The organism is Aliivibrio salmonicida LFI1238, from assembly GCF_000196495.1.
In the GTDB taxonomy this organism is placed as follows: domain Bacteria; phylum Pseudomonadota; class Gammaproteobacteria; order Enterobacterales; family Vibrionaceae; genus Aliivibrio; species Aliivibrio salmonicida.
Window position 1 is genome coordinate 266,838 of sequence record NC_011312.1, and the last position, 20,452, is coordinate 287,289.

Consider the following 20,452-nt stretch of genomic DNA (forward strand, 5'->3'; position numbering starts at 1 on the left):
GTTGTAGTGAGTTTTTTAGTCTCTATTGCAAGTTGAAACTGCGGTATCTATATAATTATTATAAACTTATTAATATTAAATAGAATTAGACATATAGAGTTGTATTTTTTAAATAGTTAGAATTAAGTACTTTGATTGATTATTTGTATAGGTTGATTGTGTTGTCTTATGGATTTTCATGTTGAATGTTATTAAGGATGGTTAAGTATGTGGTTGTTATTTATTTTAAAATAAAAAAGAGAGCCAATTAGGCTCTCTTTTTTTATTTTTGTGCATCAGCTCTTGATGAAAAAGGACTTCTAAATTGCAGTTCATCGCATTCTTTACACTTATATTTTTTAGTGTTTCGTTGTGTTATATGTTTTTCAACAAAACTTCGTCGAGACGGTAGCAGCGGTAATATCGCTCTGCAGTTTTTACACTTAGCCATGGAGTCAACCTATTTATAATATTGTCAATACTGTTTTTTCTAATTATTCAAGCAGTATCACATATTATGAAGTTTACTTCAGGGGTTATTTTATAATTTCAATAACTTTATTCTCATTTTCGAGTCACGTCTCACAAAATAAATCAAATGTTTATTTTGTGTTAATTTTTTGGTTTCTTTTTTTATACAAAAGCGCATCGCCCGTAAACAGAATTAATGCACTCCAGATAAAAGCAAAAGTAATGGCTTTATCTGTACTAAATTCTTCACCATATAAACCAACCGCCAGCAGGAACATTAAACTAGGACCAATATATTGGAAGAACCCTAACGTCGAGAGCTTTAATCGTGTGGCTGCTCCAGTAAAGCATAATAATGGAATGGTCGTGATGATACCTGCCGCAATAAGAAGGAGATTGAGGCTCATTGCGTTATTCGTAAAACTAGACGTTGCAGAATCAGCAATGAATAATAAATAAATGGCGGCCATTGGTAGCATTACTAAGGTTTCAATAAACAGTCCGGATTGAGCATCCATAGCGACTTTTTTTCGTAATAAACCATAAAACCCAAAACTACACGCAAGTGCTAAAGCGACGATAGGAATTGAACCGAAAGTAATTAATTGAACAATGACGCCAATAGCAGCACAAGCAACGGCAACCCATTGTAATTTACGTAAACGCTCACCCAAAAAGATCATGCCTAATACAACATTCAATAAGGGATTAATATAGTAACCCAAACTGGCATCGAGCATATGGTTGTTATTTACAGCCCAGATAAAGATTAACCAATTTGTTCCGACCAATAATCCCGTCGTGACTAAATAGGTCATTTTTCGTTTGTCTTTTAATGTGTTTAATACTGTTTTCCAACCTTTAGATACACAGAGTAGACCCGCTAAAAAGAAGAAAGACCAAATTGCACGATGACTTAAGATCTCTAATGGAGAAACACTATTAATGGTTTTGAAATAAATAGGCGCAATGCCCCACATGGTATAAGCAGCAATCGCGAGCAAAATCCCTTGTCGGGTGCGCTGTTGTTCAAGTTCAGTTGTCGGCATAGGATTCTTCAGTGAAATGAGAAGGAGAATAGATGAACGTACATGGATACGTTAGTGCGAAATTATAGATTTGAGTATAAGGATGGATGTCGAATGTGCCTAGTTTTTTCCTATTGTTCTTTTCCTCACCAATAACGATAGGTAGAATGGCCCTCCCGCATTATTAATGAGTTTTTTATGTCCAGCATTACAGTCGAGCAGCCAATGGAACAGGTATCACAGAGCCAAACTGTTTTAAGAGATGTTTTTGGTTATCAGGAATTTCGTGTTGGACAGGAAGAAGTCATTAATGCCGTTCTTGAAGGTAAAGACAGCTTAGTTATTATGCCGACGGGTGGCGGTAAATCACTGTGTTATCAAATTCCGGCTTTAGTGTTTGAAGGATTAACTTTAGTCATCTCGCCATTGATTTCTTTAATGAAAGATCAAGTGGATCAATTAAAGGCGGATGGGGTGCAAGCGGAGTGTTTAAATTCGACTATTGATCGTGACGCTCAAGTCTCTATTTGGAACCGAGTTAATTCGGGTCAAATTAAGATGCTGTATGTGTCACCTGAGCGTGTGATGATGCGAGATTTTATGGATCGATTAGCATCCCTAAATCTATGTATGATCGCCGTGGATGAAGCGCATTGTATTTCTCAATGGGGCCATGATTTCCGCCCTGAATACGCATCTCTTGGTCAAATCAAACAGCGTTTTCCTAATGTTCCGATTATGGCGCTAACGGCAACGGCTGATGAAGCAACACGTAAAGATATATTAAGTCGTCTTTCTTTACCAAATCCCCATGAATATTTGGGCAGTTTTGATCGCCCTAATATTCGCTATACCGTGTTAGAAAAACACAAACCAGTCAGTCAAATTGTTCGATATCTTGCAACGCAGAAAAATCAATGTGGTGTGATTTATTGTGGTAGCCGTAAGAAAGTCGAAATGCTGACAGAAAAACTCTGCAATAACCACATTCGAGCGGCGTCTTATCATGCGGGTTTGGATCTTGATGAGCGAAATTATGTGCAAGAAGCATTTCAGCGAGACGATATTCAAATAGTGGTTGCAACGGTTGCTTTTGGCATGGGGATTAATAAATCCAACGTGCGTTTTGTTGCTCATTTTGATATCCCAAAGAACATTGAATCGTATTATCAAGAAACCGGTCGAGCAGGGCGTGATGGTTTACCTGCAGAAGCGGTGATGCTTTACGATCCTGCGGATATTGTTTGGTTAAGAAAATTAGTGGAAGAAAAGCCAGAAGGTCCACAAAAATTAGTTGAAAGCCATAAGTTGAATGCGATGACGGCTTTTGCTGAAGCGCAGACATGTCGTCGCCAAGTCCTATTAAATTATTTTGGCGAATACAATCCAAAACCTTGTGGTAACTGTGATGTTTGTTTAGATCCCCCAAAACAATTTGATGGCACTGAAGCCGCACAAAAAGCGCTCTCTTGTGTTTATCGCGTAAACCAAAGCTTTGGTGTTGGTTACGTGGTGGAAGTTCTACGTGGTTTAAAGATTGCTCGTATTCGTGAGCATGGCCATGACAAGTTATCTACTTACGGTATTGGTAAAGATAATAGCCACGAGTATTGGGTGAGCATTATTCGTCAATTGATCCACAAAGGGCTATTAACGCAAAATATTACCCGAAACTCGACATTACAGTTAACCGAAGAGGCACGTCCGATCTTAAAAGGTCAGGAGCCCCTAGAATTAGCGGTTCCACGTTTAGATACGGCGGCTAAAACGGCGAAATCTGAAAAATTGAATAATCGTCAATACGATAAGCAATTGTTTGCCAAATTACGTAAGTTACGTAAATCCATTGCTGATCGTGATGATCTCCCGCCTTATGTCGTTTTTAGTGATGCAACGTTAATGGATATGGCTGACATTACTCCGACGTCTTATGGTGAGATGCTTGCTGTTAATGGCGTAGGGCAGAAGAAACTAGAAAAATACGCCGATCCTTTTTTAGATTTGATCGAGATGCACATTACAGGACAAGGATAAGTCGTGAGTTTATTTTCTGTTATTGAGTTTGATAATAATGAAGGTCGTATTATTTTCGGTATCCCGCCGTTTGATTTTGATTCGTTTGACGTTATTGGTCAGCAACTCGTGTTTGCTATGGATGCGAGTATTGTAGAGAAACAGATGGATGCAGATTTACATTCTTGGTTGATTGATTTTGAAGGTTGCCAATTTATGCTGCGTGCAGAGCATTATTCTAATTCAGTATGGTTAGAAGCGTTAGCTCGCAAGGAGCATCAAGATGAATTGTCTTTTATTGCGGGATTGTTTTAAGCAACTCTTGTGATCAAAAGCGGTTAATGTATAATCACCGCCCTGAAAATTGGCTAGAGTAGATACTCTTAATTGAGAGCTAATCAGCTGTGTGTTTAATTTGGGTTCCCTCGCCCCCAATGACAAAAAGGTACTTATATGAGTACATTTACGCCCGCGCAACAGCGCAACGCTTTATCTTTCCTTGTTTTATTTCATCTTGTCATCATTGCATCAAGTAACTATTTGGTTCAAATCCCATTCACTTTGTTTTGGTTTCATACCACATGGGGTGCATTTACCTTCCCGTTCATTTTCTTAGCGACAGACTTAACGGTTCGAATTTTTGGTGCCAAAATGGCAAGAAGTATTATCTTCTTTGTTATGTTGCCAGCACTGGCGGTATCGTATGTCTTATCCGTCGTGTTCTTTGAAGGTCAGTATCAAGGTCTTTTACATCTGAGTGAATTTAATTTATTCGTTGCTCGAATTGCGGTCGCCAGTTTTATGGCTTATTTACTGGGTCAAATCTTAGATGTGTATGTGTTTAATCGTCTTCGACAGTTAAAGCAGTGGTGGATTGCCCCAACGTGTTCAACGTTGTTTGGTAACGCATTAGATACGTTGGCATTTTTTGCTATTGCCTTTTACCAAAGTCCAGATGCTTTCATGGCTGAACATTGGACTGAAATCGCTTTGGTTGATTATAGTATTAAGCTTGTGATCAGTTTAGGGCTATTTGTTCCTATGTATGGTGTGCTGTTGAATTACCTAATTCGCAAACTCACTTCGGAAGGACATCAGCTTGCTACTCAAGCATCATAAAAGATGAGATAGCAATAAATAAGGAAGAGGTCAGTATTATACTGGCCTTTTTTATAATTATATCTTATTGATAATTAATGAATAGTTAAACGAGTTGAGATTAGATCTCATTTAAGTGTTGCATTTTAAATGAGAATGGTTATTATTAACTTGCCTTCAGGGAATAGAGCACAAGGATTTATCTGAGTCATTATTTCAAGAAGGCACGACATTGCTCACATTGCTTCCAGTGTAAATCAGCTACATGAGCAGTGGTGAACGTTTCTAAGTTAACGGGTACCATTGTTCTTTTTTGCTGAGCGGCGCTTCTTTTAGAAGTCGCCGTTTTTTTTGTCTTTTTTTGAAAGGGTATCTGCAAAAGAGCTAAAAATAGGATTTAAAATATCCTGATATTTGAGACGGATATTAGGATATTAATATTATTGTCCACAAAGCATGATCAAGAAAGGATCCATCTGTGGATCATTTATACAGATCTAACTGTTTGATTGTGTGGTTTTAATTTTTAAAATGTAGCGTTGATAAAACCATTACTAATTTAATGAAAAATAATTACAAACAGACTTATCCACAGAATCGTGAACTTATTTTCGTGTTTATTTTTATTTGAGAAAGAAAAAGAAAAGAACGAAGTTGAGTGTTTTGATGTGGCTTGGTGATGGGGTAGAATGAAAGTCATTGATCATCATAAACTCTGGATAATACAGACTATGGCAAGAATTCCTGATAACCCATTCATTTTAGTGGATGGTTCCTCATATCTTTTCCGCGCTTACCATGCTGCTCCGAACTTCACTAATGGCAATGGTGAGCCAACAGGTGCAGTGTACGGTGTTATCAATATGCTGCGTAGTCTTCTAAAGCAATTCGAAACGAATCGTATTGCGGTTATTTTTGATGCGAAAGGCAAAACTTTTCGTAATGACATGTACCCAGAGTATAAAGCGAATCGTCCACCGATGCCGGATGAATTACGTTGCCAAATCGAACCATTGCATAAATTGATTAAAGCGATGGGTTTACCATTGATTTCTATCTCAGGTGTTGAAGCCGATGACGTGATCGGTACGCTTGCATCACAAGCGTCAAAGGCCGGTATCCCAGTACTGATTAGTACTGGAGATAAAGACATGGCGCAGTTGGTTGATGAGAACGTCACATTGATCAATACCATGACGAATGTGATCATGGGCCCTGAAGGTGTGGTCGAAAAATTTGGTGTTCCTCCAGAGCTTATTATTGATTACCTTGCCTTGATGGGAGATGCCTCAGATAACATTCCTGGTGTTCCTGGCATTGGTGATAAAACAGCAAGAGCCTTATTACAAGGTGTTGGTGGTTTAGATACGCTTTACGCTAATCTTGATGATATTGCGCCTCTTGGTTTCCGTGGTTCAAAAGGCATGGCTAAGAAGTTGGAAGAAAATAAAGAAGGGGCTTATCTTTCTTATAAACTTGCAACGATTAAATTAGATGTTGAGTTAGAACAACAACCAGAAGAACTTGTGAAACAAGAACCGAATGTTGATGAATTAATCCAAATGTTTGGTCAAATGAACTTCAAGCGTTGGTTAACTGAAATGCTAGATGGCAGTGACGGTAAGATCGTTTCACATGAAACATCGGCACACCGAACAACTAGCTCGTCATCAGATGAAGGTGATAGTGCAGAAGAAGAAACGATTGTTGCTGCTCAGGTCGATCGTTCAAAATATGAAACCATCTTCACGAAAGAAGCGTTTTCTGCGTGGTTAGAGAAAGTAAATAATGCAGAAGTAACCGCGTTTGATACTGAAACAGACAGCTTAGATTACATGGTAGCGAACCTGATAGGTCTTTCTTTCTCTGTAGAAGAAGGAGAAGCCGCTTATGTGCCCGTTGCTCATGATTACCTTGATGCACCTGAACAATTAGATCGTGATTGGGTTCTGGCGCAATTAAAGCCGTATTTAGAAGACGAGACTAAAGCAAAAGTAGGTCAAAACCTGAAATACGATGCGAGCGTGCTTGCTCGTTATGATATCGAAATGAAAGGCATTAAGTTTGATACCATGTTGGAATCTTATGTTTATAACAGCGTGGCTGGTAAACATAATATGGACAGCCTTGCACTGCGTTATCTGCAGCATAATACGATTTCATTTGAAGAGATCGCAGGTAAAGGTAAGAAACAACTGACCTTTAACCAAATTGCGTTAGAAGAAGCGGCACCTTATGCGGCTGAAGATGCGGATATCACGCTGCGCTTACATAATGTTTTACATGCGAAACTGGTGACTGATGAAAAACTGAATGCAGTGTTTACCGATATCGAACTGCCTTTAATTTCAGTGCTTTCTCGTATGGAAAGAAAAGGCGTATATATCGATGATATGCTGCTTTCTGCACAGTCATTGGAAATCGGCCAGCGTTTAGATGAACTAGAAACCGCGTCATTTGAAGTGGCAGGACAAGAGTTCAATATGAACTCACCAAAACAACTGCAAACCATTCTGTTTGAAAAAATGGAATTACCAGTGATCAAAAAAACACCATCAGGTGCCGCTTCTACGAATGAAGAAGTACTGCAAGAATTGGCGTTAGAGTATGAATTACCTAAATTAATTTTAGAATATCGTGGCTTAGCGAAACTAAAATCAACCTACACTGATAAGCTTCCTAAGATGATTAACCCATCAACTGGTCGTGTGCATACTTCTTATCATCAAGCAGTAACAGCGACTGGACGTTTATCATCGACCGATCCTAACTTACAAAACATTCCAATTCGTAATAAAGAAGGCCGTCGTATTCGTCAAGCGTTTGTGGCACCTCACGGATGGAAAATCTTAGCGGTCGATTACTCTCAAATTGAACTTCGTATTATGGCGCATTTATCTCAAGATAGAGCCTTATTAGAAGCATTCTCTGCGGGTAAAGATATTCACGCAGCGACGGCGGCTGAAGTGAAAGGCGTATCAATTGAAGAGGTGACGTCAGAAGATCGTCGTCGTGCTAAAGCCATCAACTTCGGTTTGATTTATGGAATGAGTGCGTTTGGCCTTGCTAAGCAAATCGGGATTTCTCGTGGTGAAGCGCAAGATTACATGAATGTGTATTTCGAACGTTACCCAGGCGTGATGCAATACATGGAAGAAACACGCTTATTGGCGACAGAACAGGGGTATGTTGAAACTCTGTATGGCCGCCGTTTGTATTTACCAGAAATTAATGCACGTAATGCGATTCGTCGTAAAGCGGCAGAACGTGCAGCAATTAATGCTCCAATGCAGGGCACTGCTGCGGATATCATTAAGAAAGCAATGATTCTAGTGGATAACTGGATTGAAGCTGAAGGTACTGGTCGAGTTAACTTGTTAATGCAAGTACACGATGAATTGGTATTTGAAGTAAAAGAAGACGAATTAGAAGCGATCACAAAACAAGTGACGGCATTAATGGAAGCTGCGGTATCGCTCGATGTTCCATTGATTGCTGAAAGTGGTTTTGGAGATAACTGGGATGAAGCCCATTAAGTTCTTTTTATGACTGAATATTTAATCGCCTTTGTTAGTGATTAAATTGTAATTCAGTTACAAATGAATTTAAAACTATGAGCCAGCGCACGCGTTGGCTTTTTTTTATCTCAAATAAAGTGAGCTATGCCAATTGTTAGATGTGTTTTTAATACGAAAGCTGAAAAAAAATTACAAAAAAAGGTTTTCAAAACTGTTCGTTTGTTGTACATTTATCTGCGTAGGGTACAGAGGTAAAGATGTTCTATCTTTCAGACCTTTTGTTTCACGTTATTGGATTTGGCTAAATTCAGCCGCCTCAGTCAACCTTTTTGACTGGGGCGTTTTTTCTTTCTAGCCCCTCAAAAATAGTCATATCCGTTTTTCCTTTCGTTTTTCTCTCTGTAACTTTCCAACACAATGTAATTTTTATTACATGTAACTCTATTGATAATTCACCAAAATTATTAACTTAACGCATTGTATTTCATCAGCTTAATTAATTTTTTGTCGGTTTTTTATCGTTTTAGATGAAAAAGATGAAGACATGTCATATAAGGTGAGGGCATGAAAAAAGTAAGGATTTGTGTCTGAGGAGGGATTACGGCATGATGCGTGGCAGAAAAAGAATAATAACACCTCTTATCTCTCCCATTTCCCCACCTTAGCCGGTGGGGTTTTTATTTTTACCATTCCAGAATGCGATCAACGTGAATACTTATCAGAAATGGCATGCTATTTTTTGTTATTCAGCGTCAATATTTTCAATGAACTCTTCATCGAATTCAAAAGCAGGTGCAAACCAGGTATCTAATTTTGCGCGTAATAAATCAACACCAATACCTTTCAATGAAGAGAAAGCATCAACCGCTACTTCACCACCAAATTCTAATGAAGCTTCACGAATTTTTAATACTTGAGTTTGGCGAGCACCACTTTTTAACTTGTCAGCTTTAGTCAGTAGTACTTGAACTGGAATCGCTTGATCGACAGCCCAATAGATTAATTGTTGATCAAGGTCTTTCATTGGATGACGGATATCCATCAATACCACTAAGCCTTTTAAGCATTCGCGTTTTTGTAGGTATTCACCTAATGATTTCTGCCATTTCTTTTTCAGTTCAATTGGAACCTGCGCAAAACCGTATCCAGGTAAATCGACAATATGACAGTTCTCATCCACTTTGAATAAGTTAATCAGCTGCGTACGACCAGGCGTTTTTGAGGTTTTCGCTAAGCTTCTTTGGTTTGTTAAGCGATTTAATGCGCTTGATTTACCCGCATTTGAACGGCCAGCGAAGGCAACTTCAATACCTTCATCTTCAGGTAGATGGCGAATATCTGGTGCACTGGTAATAAAGTGTGTCTTTTGATAGTGAATGATTTTGCTCACTGTTAACTCCGTCTCGAGTGAAACCAAGCTGTAGATAATGATCCAAGTAGGATTATTGTAGTCAGCTGATTACTTTTTTGTGAAAATGTGTAAAATAACCGCATTAAGGTTGTCACTGTTAACTTTTTGGTGACAAACTTAGAACAAAAACGGTAAAGGTCGCTCATTATATCATGCTGTAGCCAATTTAGAGCGGTACTGGAAGCTTAATATTCAACACAATGCGAAGAAACCTTGTTAAAAAGGGTAACTCATTGTGAGGGAACGATAATAATAAATGGAATGTCATGAAAAAATTAGCGCTGATATTAACTCTCCTAGCTAGTTGCTCAACATGGGCTCAAGGAGACATCGAAGCTGGGAAGCAAAAATCTGTAACTTGTACGGCTTGTCATGGTCAAGAGGGCAACAGTACTCTGACTCAATACCCGAACTTAGCTGGTCAACACGCAGGTTATCTTGAAAAGCAGATCAATGAATTTAAATTAGGGATGCAAACCCAAGGAAAACAAGGCCGTATGGACCCTGTTATGGGAGCAATGGCGATGGCGGTTAGTGAAGAAGATGCAAAAGACATTGCAGCGTATTACGCCTCTTTACCAATGGCTGATAACACAACGCCTGAAGACTCGATTCCTGCCGGTAAAGCATTATATTTAGCGGGTGATATGGAACGTGGTATTACGGCTTGTGTTGCTTGTCATGGACCGCGTGGTAACGGAACCTCACTGTCAGGTTTTCCTAAGATATCAGGACAACATTCTGACTACGTGAAAGCGCAGTTAGAGAAGTTTCGCTCTGCTGATCGTGCAAACGATATGAATGGTATGATGCGTGATATCGCCAAAAAGCTTACTGACGACGACATTGCGACACTTTCGCAATATGTTGGTGGCTTGCATTAATTTCTAATGCAGCAGTAACGAATTTAAAGAAGCAGCTCTTGTAGCTGCTTTTTTTATGAAAAATACATGAAAAACGATTATCTTTGCACCAGTATCGGGTATACTTCCCGCCCTAGAATTTTCAGGGAGTAGAGTGAGTTTATGATGCAATTCTGCCCTTTGTGTCAGCATTCGCAGGCTGATAACTTCCACCAAGATAAGCATCGACGTTATTATCGTTGTCAGCAATGTTATCTTATTTATGTGGATGAGGCAGATCGTTTCGACGCTGAAGCTGAAAAAGCTCACTACGATTGTCATGAAAATAATCTTGACGATGAAGGGTATAAAACCTTCTTATCACGATTTTCTGAGCCCTTGTTGCAACGTGTTGGTAAGACACCTCAACAAGGTCTAGACTTTGGATGTGGCCCTGGACCATTGCTTGCTCATATGATGAGAGAAGCGGGTCACCATATCGAACTCTATGATATTTATTACACACCAGATAAGTCCGTGCTTACTAAGCAGTACGACTTCGTCAGTTGTACAGAAGCTATTGAGCATTTTTATCAACCTCAAAACGAATTGGAATTGTTATTGAGCTTGATAAAACCTGGTGGTTGGTTAGGTATCATGACGAAACTAGCCAGGGACGAAAGCGCGTTTGCCACTTGGCATTACAAGAGTGATTTAACCCATGTCAGCTTTTTCAGCAAAGACACATTTGAGTTTGTAGCAAAGCGCTATCAACTTGATATGGAGTTTGTTGGAGAGGATGTCATTTTACTGAGGAAAACCCAGTAATGAGCCGTACTAAAAAAGCCCGTACTCCGGGAATGGCGAGTGAGCCAGTAGTTGTAACACGTAACCGTACCGATCGTGACGTAGACAGTCGTGAAATTAAGCGTAAAAAGAAACGTAAAGGCCTAAAACCTGGAGCTCGTAACGTTGAAAGCGATTCAGAGAAAGCACGTCGTTTTTCTCAGAATAAAGATCCTCGTATTGGCAGTAAAAAACCAATTCAACTTGTTGTTGAAGAGAAGAAGAAATCAAGCAAGCAAGAGCGTCGTTTAACTAATGAGCAAGAATTGGCTCAATTAGAAAATGATGCGCAATTGATGGTTCTTCTTGATCGTATCGATAATGGTGAAAACCTAGGTATGGGTCTGCAAAAATACGTAGATGAAAAATTAGCACGTATTGAGCACTTAATGGGTCGTTTAGGCTTATTAGAAGACGAAGAGACAGAAGAAGAAATTGCTGAATTCCCTGAGTTCGCGGCGCCTAAAACAAAAAGCGACGATGACCTATTAGCTGAATTTGATAATTTCAACATGGATGATTTTAAATAATTATGACTACAGTAACCCTGTTAGCACTGCTTGGTGGTGCAATTATTCTTGCGTTAGCGGGCTACGCTAGCAGCTTACTGATGAAGTTGAAAAAGCAGAAGGAACTGCAAGAACGACACAGAAAATTGGCGATACAGAAACGTAACGCCAATATTTTTGATAACGTGGTTTTATTATGCCAAGCCAGTCTTCAAGAGCAATGTGACTACTCTGAAATGTCGATTCGTTTGTACTGTATTATGGATTATCTACAAGATGATGATCGTATTGATGTAGAAAAAGAATACCCAGCATTATCTGAGTTGTACCATGTTGTGAAAGACATGCCTCGCGGTGATAAAAGACAAGCGCTCGCTAAGCAAGATCGAATGAAAGATAATTTGATTCGAACTAAAGCAGAAGCCCGCTTACAAGATGCAGTGAAAATCGAGATTCAACAACTGCACGATCGAATAAAACCATTGAATCAAAAAATCGATATTAAAATGATCTGATCGACACTTCTTTTGATTGTTGCCTTGAAGTTATCGGCTTTAGAAGTGAGATGCTTTATTATGCAAGCATCAAGAAGCGTCTATTTAGATATCAAGAGATGGAAGTAAGTCATGTCAAATCAACAAATAGTATGGGACCAAGCGATCATAGAGAAGTATAACTACTCTGGTCCTCGCTACACCTCTTACCCAACCGCTTTAGAGTTTCATGAAGCGTATACTCCTGCTGAATTCGACATGGCGTGTACTCAGTATCCTGAGCGACCACTGTCTCTGTATATCCATATCCCATTTTGTCACAAGCTGTGTTATTTCTGTGGCTGTAATAAAGTCATTACTCGTCATCATCATAAAGCGGACATCTACTTAGACTCATTAGAGTTAGAGATCCGTCAACGAGCGGCGTTATTTACCGATCGTAAAGTAACCCAGTTGCATTTTGGTGGCGGCACACCAACGTTTTTAACGAAAATCCAATTTACTCGCTTAATGAATTTATTACGTGGTGAATTTCATTTTGAAGCGGGTGCTGAGATCAGTATCGAAGTTGATCCACGTGAAATTGAATTGGATATGTTGGATCACTTACGTGATGAAGGGTTCAATCGTTTAAGTATTGGTGTTCAAGACTTTAATAAAGAAGTTCAGTTATTGGTTAACCGTGATCAAGATGAAGACTTTATTATCTCTATGGTGCAGCGAGCGAAAGAATTAGGTTTCCGTTCAACTAACCTTGATTTGATTTATGGTTTACCAAAACAGTCCGCAGAATCATTAGCTATCACGATTAAGCGCGTACTTGAAATGGAACCGGGTCGTTTGTCTGTTTTTAACTACGCACACATGCCAACCTTATTTGCTGCGCAGCGTAAAATTAAAGACGCCGATTTACCTGCACCCGCGGAAAAATTGGTGATGCTGCAAGACACCATTGAAACGTTAACTGGTGCCGGTTACCAGTTTATCGGAATGGATCACTTTGCACTGCCTGATGATGAGTTAGCGGTCGCGCAACGTGATGGCATTCTTCACCGTAATTTCCAAGGTTACACCACTCAAGGTGAGTGTGATTTATTGGGTATGGGTGTATCAGCTATCTCTATGATTGGCGACAGTTACGCACAGAATAAGAAAGATTTAAAAGAATATTACGCACAGGTGGATGATAAGCGTCATGCATTGTGGCGTGGTGTTGCACTTGATCAGGATGATTTAATTCGTCGTGAAGTGATTAAACAGCTGATCTGTAATTTCACGCTAGATACTAAAGCGATTGAAGTCGAGTTTAATTTAGATTTTGCTACGTACTTTGCAGAAGATTTTAAATTGCTGCAAACGTTTGTCGATGATGAGCTTGTGTCTCTGCATGAAGGCCGTATTGATGTTGAATTACGTGGTCGTTTATTGATCCGTAATATCTGTATGTGTTTTGATAAATACCTTCGTGACCGTGCGCGTCAACAGCAGTTTTCTAGAGTTATCTAAGAGCGGATAAAGCGGGGAAGAGCGCTCCTATGGTCCTGTGAAAACCTGATTGTTTGCCTAAGAATTTGAAGCCGTAGGTGTTATGCACCTGCGGTTTTTTTTGGAAATTAGAAACTATACGCTGCGCTAACTAGGGTAAGCGTGCGGGGAACTACACCTAACAAATAAAATTCATTATGCGTATCTTACGATCTTTCATTTAACGAGAACGTAATTATGCAAAAAGATAAAAAGAGAACACCAGAGCAATGGCACGCTCTATTTGAATCTCAGCAATCTAGCAAGCTTAGTGCCGCTGAATTTTGTCGTAACCATAATATTCTGCCAAAGACATTTAGTGCACGTAAAGCACGATGGAAACAAAAGATTAACGCTTCTACTTTCTTGAAAGTAGAAGCGTTAACATCAACTATCATCGCCACTCCACAATTACCAGATATTCAACTTTCTATCGGAAAATTGCGATTAACATTGCCAGCTAATACTGAACCTCACTGGATAGGACTCTTATTAAAAGGGTATCAATCATGAATGTATTTACTGATGTTTCCACCATTTATCTTCATCGTGATTTTGTCGATTTTCGCAAGGCCATTAATGGCCTTGTCGTGATTGTTGAGCAAGAAATGCAACTATCACCGTTTAGTGATGCTCTATTTATATTTTGCAATAAGCCTCGTGATAAACTCAAAATATTGTATTGGGATAAAACAGGATTCGCTTTATGGTACAAGCGATTAGATGAAGACCGCTTCAAATGGCCACGAAATATAAATAACGATACGTTAGCATTATCAGAGCAGCAACTGACACTGCTATTACAAGGTTTTGATATCTTAGGACATCAACCGGTACATTATCAAACAACCCTTTAAATAGTTGATTCTCAGTCAAGAATAGGAGGCAACCGATTGATTACCTGTATTATCGTTATATAGTCATCTACATGACTGATAAAATAAAACCACTTCCTGATACCATTGACGAGCTGAAAGCACTTGTGCTTCAGCTTGAAAATAAATATAACCGTCTTCTAGAGCAATTTCGGCTGGCTCAACATCAGCGCTTTGGTAAAAGCAGTGAATCTGACTCGACTCAATTTGATTTATTCAATGAAACAGAAGAAGAAATCATCATTGAAAATGATGATACACAAACGATTACCTACACTCGTCAAAAGCCAAAACGCCAACGCTTACCTGAAGACTTACCGCGTACTGTTATTATCCACGACATAAAAGATAAAACTTGTAAGTGTTGCGGTCTAGAGATGCATGCGATGGGTAAAGACATCAGTGAAAAGTTGGAATTTGTACCAGCTAAAGTGGAAGTTATTCAACATGTTCGTCCTAAATATGCTTGCCGAAATTGTGAAAAAAACAATACTTCAGTAGACATTAAACAAGCCCCAATGCCAGCGTCACCAATCCCTAAAGGGATTGCGACCGCAAGTTTACTTGCTCAAATTATTACGGCTAAATTTCAATACAGTCTTCCACTTTATCGTCAAGAAACGTTATTTCAGCAATGGGGTATCATTATTGGACGGCGAACGATGGCGGATTGGTTAATAAAATGCTCGGTACTATTTACCCCTCTTAATAACGAGTTACATCGTATTTTGCTTGAACAACCCACTCTGCATTGTGATGAAACAACGGTAAATGTGTTGGATGTTGAAAAAGCAAAATGTTATATGTGGGTCTACTGCTCTGGCTATGATTCTCCAGGCTCTGGTGTTTTGCCTGGAATTGTACTTTATGATTATCAATCTAGCAGGCATGGCTACCATCCAGTTAACTTTTTAAAAGGTTATAACGGGTATTTACATACCGATGGTTACCAAGGTTATGAACAAACTGAAGCGATGTTAGTTGGCTGTTGGGCACACGCACGTCGACGATTTATTGAGGCTCAACGTGTTCAAGTAAAAGGGAAAACAGGGAGTGCAGATTGGGTATTGAGTAAAATCCAAAAGCTATACCGGATCGAATCGTTATTAAAAGAGGCTTCCCCTGAAGCCAAGTATGTTGCTAGGCAGACAGAAGCCCGCGATTTACTTAAAGAGCTCCGTGATTGGCTTGATAGCGCAGTTAGTCGAGTATCACCTAAAACAAAATTAGGTGAGGCGATTAGCTATACATTAAATCAATGGGATAAATTAGTTCGTTATATTGATGATGGATTGTTATCTATTGATAACAATCGAGCAGAGCGAGCGGTTAAACCGTTTGTTATCGGCCGGAAAAACTGGTTATTTTCGGGTTCAACGGCTGGTGCAGATTCAAGTGCAATGCTTTACAGCATTGTAGAAACAGCAAAGGCAAACGGATTAATCCCTTACGATTATATTAGGTATTGTCTAGATCGTTTATGTGTTGGATCGCCAGATATCGATTCACTTTTACCTTGGAATGTAAAAGACAAGGTGTAGTTCCCCGCACGCTTACGTTAAGCCAAATTCATACTCAAAATCCATCGTGGTTCTTAAGCCTCGGACCAATAGGTTTGCTTGTTTCTGTCTTGCGAAATCCACCATTAGTCCAGAGAAACCCTCAACGGACACGTTTGGCAGATCCTGAGTTACTTCTTGCACTAATTGAACGCGCTCATCGAGCGTAAATAAAGTATTTTTACTTGGGCTGGCCGCTACCGCCACAATAATGTGTTCAAACATGGCCGCAGAGCGTTTAATTAAATCTAAATGCCCATTAGTGATTGGATCAAAAGTGCCAGGATAAAGCGTTAATTTAGTCATGTTGTAAAGCTCGTTGGTAAACCTTGAAATACAGAGCCGCAGTATGCTCAATCATAAAGGCGGTTAATTTTTCCCACCCACCTTCAATTAAGTGCTCTTTTAGCGTGGCATTATTAGCTATTTTTTCAATGTGTTCTGCCAGTTCTGTAGAGTTACCCGGCTCGATAAGTAGCCCTGATTTTTCATGTTCGATAATGTTAGGGATCCCTCCTGCACGCGAACCTATAGCAGGAAGGCCTGTACTCATGCCTTCTAAAATCACAGACCCGAGCCCTTCAGTATAAGAAGGGTGGATCAACAAATCTGCAGCCGCAAACCAGTCACCCATATTATGTTGACGACCCATAAACGAAATATTAGTTAATCCTGAAGCTTGCTTTTCTAGTTCACAGCGTTGTTTCCCATCCCCCAATAAACAGATATGAACACGAGGATCTTTCAGTAGCATTGCGGCGTTAACGGTGACATCAAACCCTTTATGAGGGATCATATTACCGGCTTGAATAACCAAAAATTTATCCTTAAATCGCTCCCTAATATTCGCGACTTCAGAATGATTGATCGGATAAGTAACCGGTGAATCAGGAATCGTCATAATATGTTGTTGCGGAAGGCGTTGTCGCACTACCTCAGAAACACAAGTACTGATCCCAACAATGGCCGCTGCATTTGAATACGCAAAAGTAGTGAGCCATTTTTTCTTAATAGGATTATCTAAACGTCGAGTAATGATATAAGGCGTTTGACTTACTTTATGTTGAAGTGCAGCCCAATAGATAGCATGCCCCTCATGAACATGTAAAACCGCGTCTTTCGGAAGAGAAATCGTGTGACCTAGTAGATAATGTCGAACAGTAATAACTTCGCAGCCTAAATCTGATATCGCGTTATAAAAAGGGCTGTTAGTTAGAGCAATCACTGCGATATTTTGCTTCTCTTTTAGATGTTGCTGGATGAGTGCGAGGGTTTGCTGTTCCCCGCCACTGAAACCACGAGCAAGATTAACATGATAAATTTTCATCATTATTCCTTGTTTGCTTTATTGTAGTCTCGTAGCCATAGATCAGCGTAACGATTGAACGTCACGCTAGCGCTTAGTGTTGCAAGTAGTAATCCGTGGCGGCCATCTAAAAAACCACGCTTTAAAATATACATACGGATAAAACAAAAGAATCCATGAAGAAAAGCACCACTGAGTGAGCCTTTCTTTTTTCCTTCGCGTTGGTCGACCCAAGATTTTATATACATGACATTTTTTGCATTATATTGCTGCAAAGCATCGTATGTGAAATGTAATAAGCGACCAGTTAAAGCGTTAACTTGAATATGGTTTGGAATAACGACACTTTCATGCACTAGAGAGTCGCTATATTGAGTTTCATCAGTTTTATATAAACGAACAACCCAATCAGGAGACCAACCAGAGTGCTTAATAAATTTCCCAAACGCAGAGCTTGAGCGATTTATTTTATATGCGGTCTTTGTCTTGTTTGCTTTCACGGCAGCTAAAATTTCAGTTTTTAACTCTGGAGTGACTCTCTCATCGGCATCAAGCCATAATACATAATCTGAGGTAACGTGCTGTTGTGCTAATTGACGTTGTTTGCCAAACCCTGGCCACTCTTTATTTACAATAAATTTATCAGTAAATTCACGAGCAATTGTTTCAGTTGAATCAGTACTTCCTGAATCCATTATCACAATTTCATCAACCCAATCAGCAACGGTATCAAGACAGGCTTTTAAATGTTTTGCTTCATTTTTAACAATAAGCGCAACCGCTAAGGTTGGAGAGGATGTTGTCATTATTTTTTCCCTTCTTCGGTGCTGTTTAGGATGATTTCCAGTTGCTGAAATGAGCGGGCAACCATATCAAGCGTTATATCTTGCATTATATGCTCGCCTTTAACGCGAGTGCTCCATTTTAGCTCATTAACAGGCTTATTTTGTTGTTGCGTTACATGTTGTTCATACACACTCACCACATAAGATAAGCTATTATATGGCCCCGTGCGTTTAGGATTACTATGGCCATATAAGCCAATAACTGGTGTGGCTTGTGTTGTAGCGATATGTGCTGGGCCTGAATCCGGTGCAATTACTACCGTGGCTTTTTTTAATACTGCGGTTAACTGTTTTAATGAAGTCTTACCAATTAAATTAATAAGTGGAGAGTTGGCAAGTGATTCAATACTGTCACCAAGTTGCTTTTCACGATCACTTGGCGAACCACAAAGTACCACTTGGTAGCCTTGTGTGGTTAACCAGTCAGATAATTGAGCATAGCGCTCAGTCAACCAATTACGCTCATCCTTACTGGCAGCAGGGGAAATCACCACATACGGCTTTTCTGCTGGAATATGTGAATTCACAAACGAAAAGTCATCGTCAGATAATGGAATATTCCAGGTTGGTTCACTTTTAGGCACACCAAGGTACTCAATAAAAGAGTAGAAGCTATCTAGAACATGCGCTGAGGCCGTATCTTCAATTTTACGATTGGTAAAAAGCCATTGACCTTCTTTGGCGCGCTTGCGATTAAAACCGACTTTATATTTAGCTTTTATACCAATAGTTAACACACTAGCACGTAACGCCAATTGCATATGAATCAGTGCATCAAAACGTTGGTTATTCAGCTGTGACCAAATTGCTTTCATCCCTTTTAATCCCAGTTTTTTATCAAACGGGATCACCGTAATACCAGGTAAATCATGAATTAATTGCGCTTCTATTTTTCCCACAATCCAAGTGATTTTGGTTGTCGGCCACTCTTTTTGAATCGCTTGAACTGCCGCAACAGCATGACAAACATCACCAATAGCAGATAAGCGTAGAATACAGAGTGAGTTAGGGGCAGAAGTGAATAAAGCCATAAAGATGTTTACCCAAAAAGAATGAGGTAGAATTATGCTATTAACGTTCATAAATGTAAAATGGCAGAGCAAGAAAGAGACTAGAAACTATACGCTGCGCTAACTAGAGGCTATAAGAGCAGGGTTCAGGTCTCAGGATTCAGGGGTACTTGCTTTTAGCTCCTCCCCTTTATTGATATAGCTACTTAGCTATAAATGTTGATATAAGGGGAGGTTGGGAGGGGTTGCTGGCGAGAAACTATACGCTTCGCTTCTAGAGACTATAAGAGCAGAGTTTAGAGGCATTTCGCTCTTGAACTTATAGTTTCTAGAAGCGAAGCGGTCTAGTTAGCGCAGCGTATAATCTCTAATGTTTAATATTGGAGTACCTGTAACATGCAAAAAATCCAAACAACAAAACAAACCATTTGGTATGACGACTCAATTCTTAGTGACTCACCAGAACAATGTTGTGATCCCGACTATTGGCAGCAACAAGATAAGGTAATTGGCTCAGCTCAAGGGCGAGGAACAACTTGGTTTGTGGCATTAGATACTATGGATGCGGCACTGCGTCATTATCGCCGTGGTGGCTTGTTTGGAAAGCTAATTAAAGATCATTATATTTTTACTGGTTGGGAAAAAACACGCAGTTATCAAGAATTTCAGCTTCTCAATATTTTAATAGAAGCGGGTGTTAATGTACCAAAGCCCATTGCAGCTCGTTCGATTAAACGCACTTTTTGCTACCAAGCCGATTTGTTAAGCGAGAAGATCCCTCATGCACGAGATTTAGTGGCTATTTTACAAGAAGAATCACTATCTAAAGAAATATATCAAAAAATAGGGGCTGAGATTGGTAAGATGCACACCGCACAAGTGAATCATACTGATTTAAATATTCATAATATTTTAATTGATGATAAAGAGAATGTTTGGATAATCGACTTTGATAAATGCTATCAACAAGAAGGTAGCGATTGGAAAGAAAGTAATTTATCTCGTTTGAATCGATCTTTTCATAAAGAAGTAAACAAAAGACAGATAAAATGGTCGGAAGATGAGTGGCAACACTTGTTTTCGGGCTACAACACAATTTAACCCATTTTTATTCACCCATTACA

General features: G+C 39.4%; 19 protein-coding genes and 1 pseudogene. 14 read left to right on the forward strand and 6 right to left on the reverse strand.

Annotated features, from left to right (window positions below):
* Positions 1-581 precede the first annotated feature (581 nt).
* Entirely contained in the window at positions 582-1,499 is a 918-nt protein-coding gene (gene rarD / locus VSAL_RS01385) for an EamA family transporter RarD (protein WP_012549095.1), read from the reverse strand.
* 177 nt (positions 1,500-1,676) lie between these two features.
* On the opposite strand from rarD, the gene recQ reads away from it, so the two are divergent.
* From recQ to VSAL_RS24310, 5 genes are all read left to right on the forward strand, one after another.
* Positions 1,677-3,512: an ATP-dependent DNA helicase RecQ gene (gene recQ / locus VSAL_RS01390; protein ID WP_012549096.1), complete on the forward strand. Its 1,836-nt coding sequence runs from the start codon at positions 1,677-1,679 to the stop codon at positions 3,510-3,512.
* Positions 3,513-3,515: 3 nt separating this feature from the next.
* Entirely contained in the window at positions 3,516-3,806 is a 291-nt protein-coding gene (locus tag VSAL_RS01395) for a DUF3630 family protein (protein WP_012549097.1), read from the forward strand.
* 138 nt (positions 3,807-3,944) lie between these two features.
* Positions 3,945-4,610, forward strand: a complete 666-nt coding sequence (locus VSAL_RS01400; protein WP_012549098.1) for a 7-cyano-7-deazaguanine/7-aminomethyl-7-deazaguanine transporter — start codon at positions 3,945-3,947, stop codon at positions 4,608-4,610.
* Between the two features lie 710 nt (positions 4,611-5,320).
* Entirely contained in the window at positions 5,321-8,125 is a 2,805-nt protein-coding gene (gene polA / locus VSAL_RS01405) for a DNA polymerase I (protein ID WP_012549099.1), read from the forward strand.
* A gap of 239 nt (positions 8,126-8,364) precedes the next feature.
* A complete protein-coding gene (locus VSAL_RS24310; protein WP_438616993.1) occupies positions 8,365-8,412 on the forward strand; it encodes a hypothetical protein in 48 nt (15 codons plus the stop codon).
* 437 nt (positions 8,413-8,849) lie between these two features.
* Here the strand turns inward: VSAL_RS24310 and yihA are convergent, their stop codons facing one another.
* A complete protein-coding gene (gene yihA / locus VSAL_RS01410; protein ID WP_017020378.1) occupies positions 8,850-9,497 on the reverse strand; it encodes a ribosome biogenesis GTP-binding protein YihA/YsxC in 648 nt (215 codons plus the stop codon).
* A 287-nt stretch (positions 9,498-9,784) separates the two neighbouring features.
* Between yihA and VSAL_RS01415 the strand changes: the two genes are divergently transcribed.
* From VSAL_RS01415 to VSAL_RS01450, 8 genes are all read left to right on the forward strand, one after another.
* Positions 9,785-10,402, forward strand: coding sequence for a c-type cytochrome (locus tag VSAL_RS01415; RefSeq protein ID WP_012549101.1), 618 nt, complete (start codon positions 9,785-9,787; stop codon positions 10,400-10,402).
* A gap of 144 nt (positions 10,403-10,546) precedes the next feature.
* The gene (locus VSAL_RS01420) at positions 10,547-11,188 is read left to right on the forward strand and encodes a class I SAM-dependent methyltransferase (RefSeq protein WP_044583368.1); all 642 of its coding nucleotides are present in this window, start codon (positions 10,547-10,549) and stop codon (positions 11,186-11,188) included.
* Entirely contained in the window at positions 11,188-11,736 is a 549-nt protein-coding gene (gene yihI / locus VSAL_RS01425) for a Der GTPase-activating protein YihI (RefSeq protein ID WP_012549103.1), read from the forward strand. The genes VSAL_RS01420 and yihI overlap by 1 nt, the downstream gene beginning before the upstream one ends.
* A 2-nt stretch (positions 11,737-11,738) precedes the next feature.
* Positions 11,739-12,230, forward strand: coding sequence for a DUF2489 domain-containing protein (locus VSAL_RS01430; RefSeq protein WP_012549104.1), 492 nt, complete (start codon positions 11,739-11,741; stop codon positions 12,228-12,230).
* A 111-nt stretch (positions 12,231-12,341) separates the two neighbouring features.
* Positions 12,342-13,715, forward strand: coding sequence for an oxygen-independent coproporphyrinogen III oxidase (gene hemN / locus VSAL_RS01435; protein ID WP_012549105.1), 1,374 nt, complete (start codon positions 12,342-12,344; stop codon positions 13,713-13,715).
* A 216-nt stretch (positions 13,716-13,931) separates the two neighbouring features.
* Positions 13,932-14,246, forward strand: coding sequence for an IS66 family insertion sequence element accessory protein TnpA (tnpA, locus tag VSAL_RS01440; protein ID WP_012548925.1), 315 nt, complete (start codon positions 13,932-13,934; stop codon positions 14,244-14,246).
* On the forward strand, positions 14,243-14,590 hold the full coding sequence (tnpB, locus tag VSAL_RS01445; protein ID WP_012548924.1) for an IS66 family insertion sequence element accessory protein TnpB: 348 nt from the start codon (positions 14,243-14,245) through the stop codon (positions 14,588-14,590). The genes tnpA and tnpB overlap by 4 nt, the downstream gene beginning before the upstream one ends.
* A 71-nt stretch (positions 14,591-14,661) precedes the next feature.
* Entirely contained in the window at positions 14,662-16,149 is a 1,488-nt protein-coding gene (locus VSAL_RS01450; protein WP_012549088.1) for an IS66-like element ISVsa2 family transposase, read from the forward strand.
* A 15-nt stretch (positions 16,150-16,164) separates the two neighbouring features.
* On the opposite strand, the pseudogene coaD reads toward VSAL_RS01450, so the two are convergent.
* The 4 genes and pseudogenes from coaD to VSAL_RS01470 all read right to left on the reverse strand — a co-directional run.
* A pseudogene (coaD, locus tag VSAL_RS01455) lies at positions 16,165-16,473 on the reverse strand (pantetheine-phosphate adenylyltransferase); the annotation flags it as partial.
* The gene (locus VSAL_RS01460) at positions 16,466-17,494 is read right to left on the reverse strand and encodes a glycosyltransferase family 4 protein (protein ID WP_044583156.1); all 1,029 of its coding nucleotides are present in this window, start codon (positions 17,492-17,494) and stop codon (positions 16,466-16,468) included. The pseudogene coaD and the gene VSAL_RS01460, both read right to left, overlap by 8 nt.
* A 2-nt stretch (positions 17,495-17,496) precedes the next feature.
* The gene (locus VSAL_RS01465) at positions 17,497-18,279 is read right to left on the reverse strand and encodes a glycosyltransferase family 2 protein (RefSeq protein WP_012549064.1); all 783 of its coding nucleotides are present in this window, start codon (positions 18,277-18,279) and stop codon (positions 17,497-17,499) included.
* Positions 18,279-19,349 (reverse strand): glycosyltransferase family 9 protein, encoded by a 1,071-nt coding sequence (locus VSAL_RS01470; RefSeq protein WP_012549063.1) that lies wholly within the window; start codon positions 19,347-19,349, stop codon positions 18,279-18,281. Before VSAL_RS01470 ends, VSAL_RS01465 begins: the two co-directional genes overlap by 1 nt.
* 375 nt (positions 19,350-19,724) lie before the next feature.
* On the opposite strand from VSAL_RS01470, the gene VSAL_RS01475 reads away from it, so the two are divergent.
* On the forward strand, positions 19,725-20,429 hold the full coding sequence (locus VSAL_RS01475; RefSeq protein ID WP_012549062.1) for a 3-deoxy-D-manno-octulosonic acid kinase: 705 nt from the start codon (positions 19,725-19,727) through the stop codon (positions 20,427-20,429).
* Positions 20,430-20,452 lie beyond the last annotated feature (23 nt).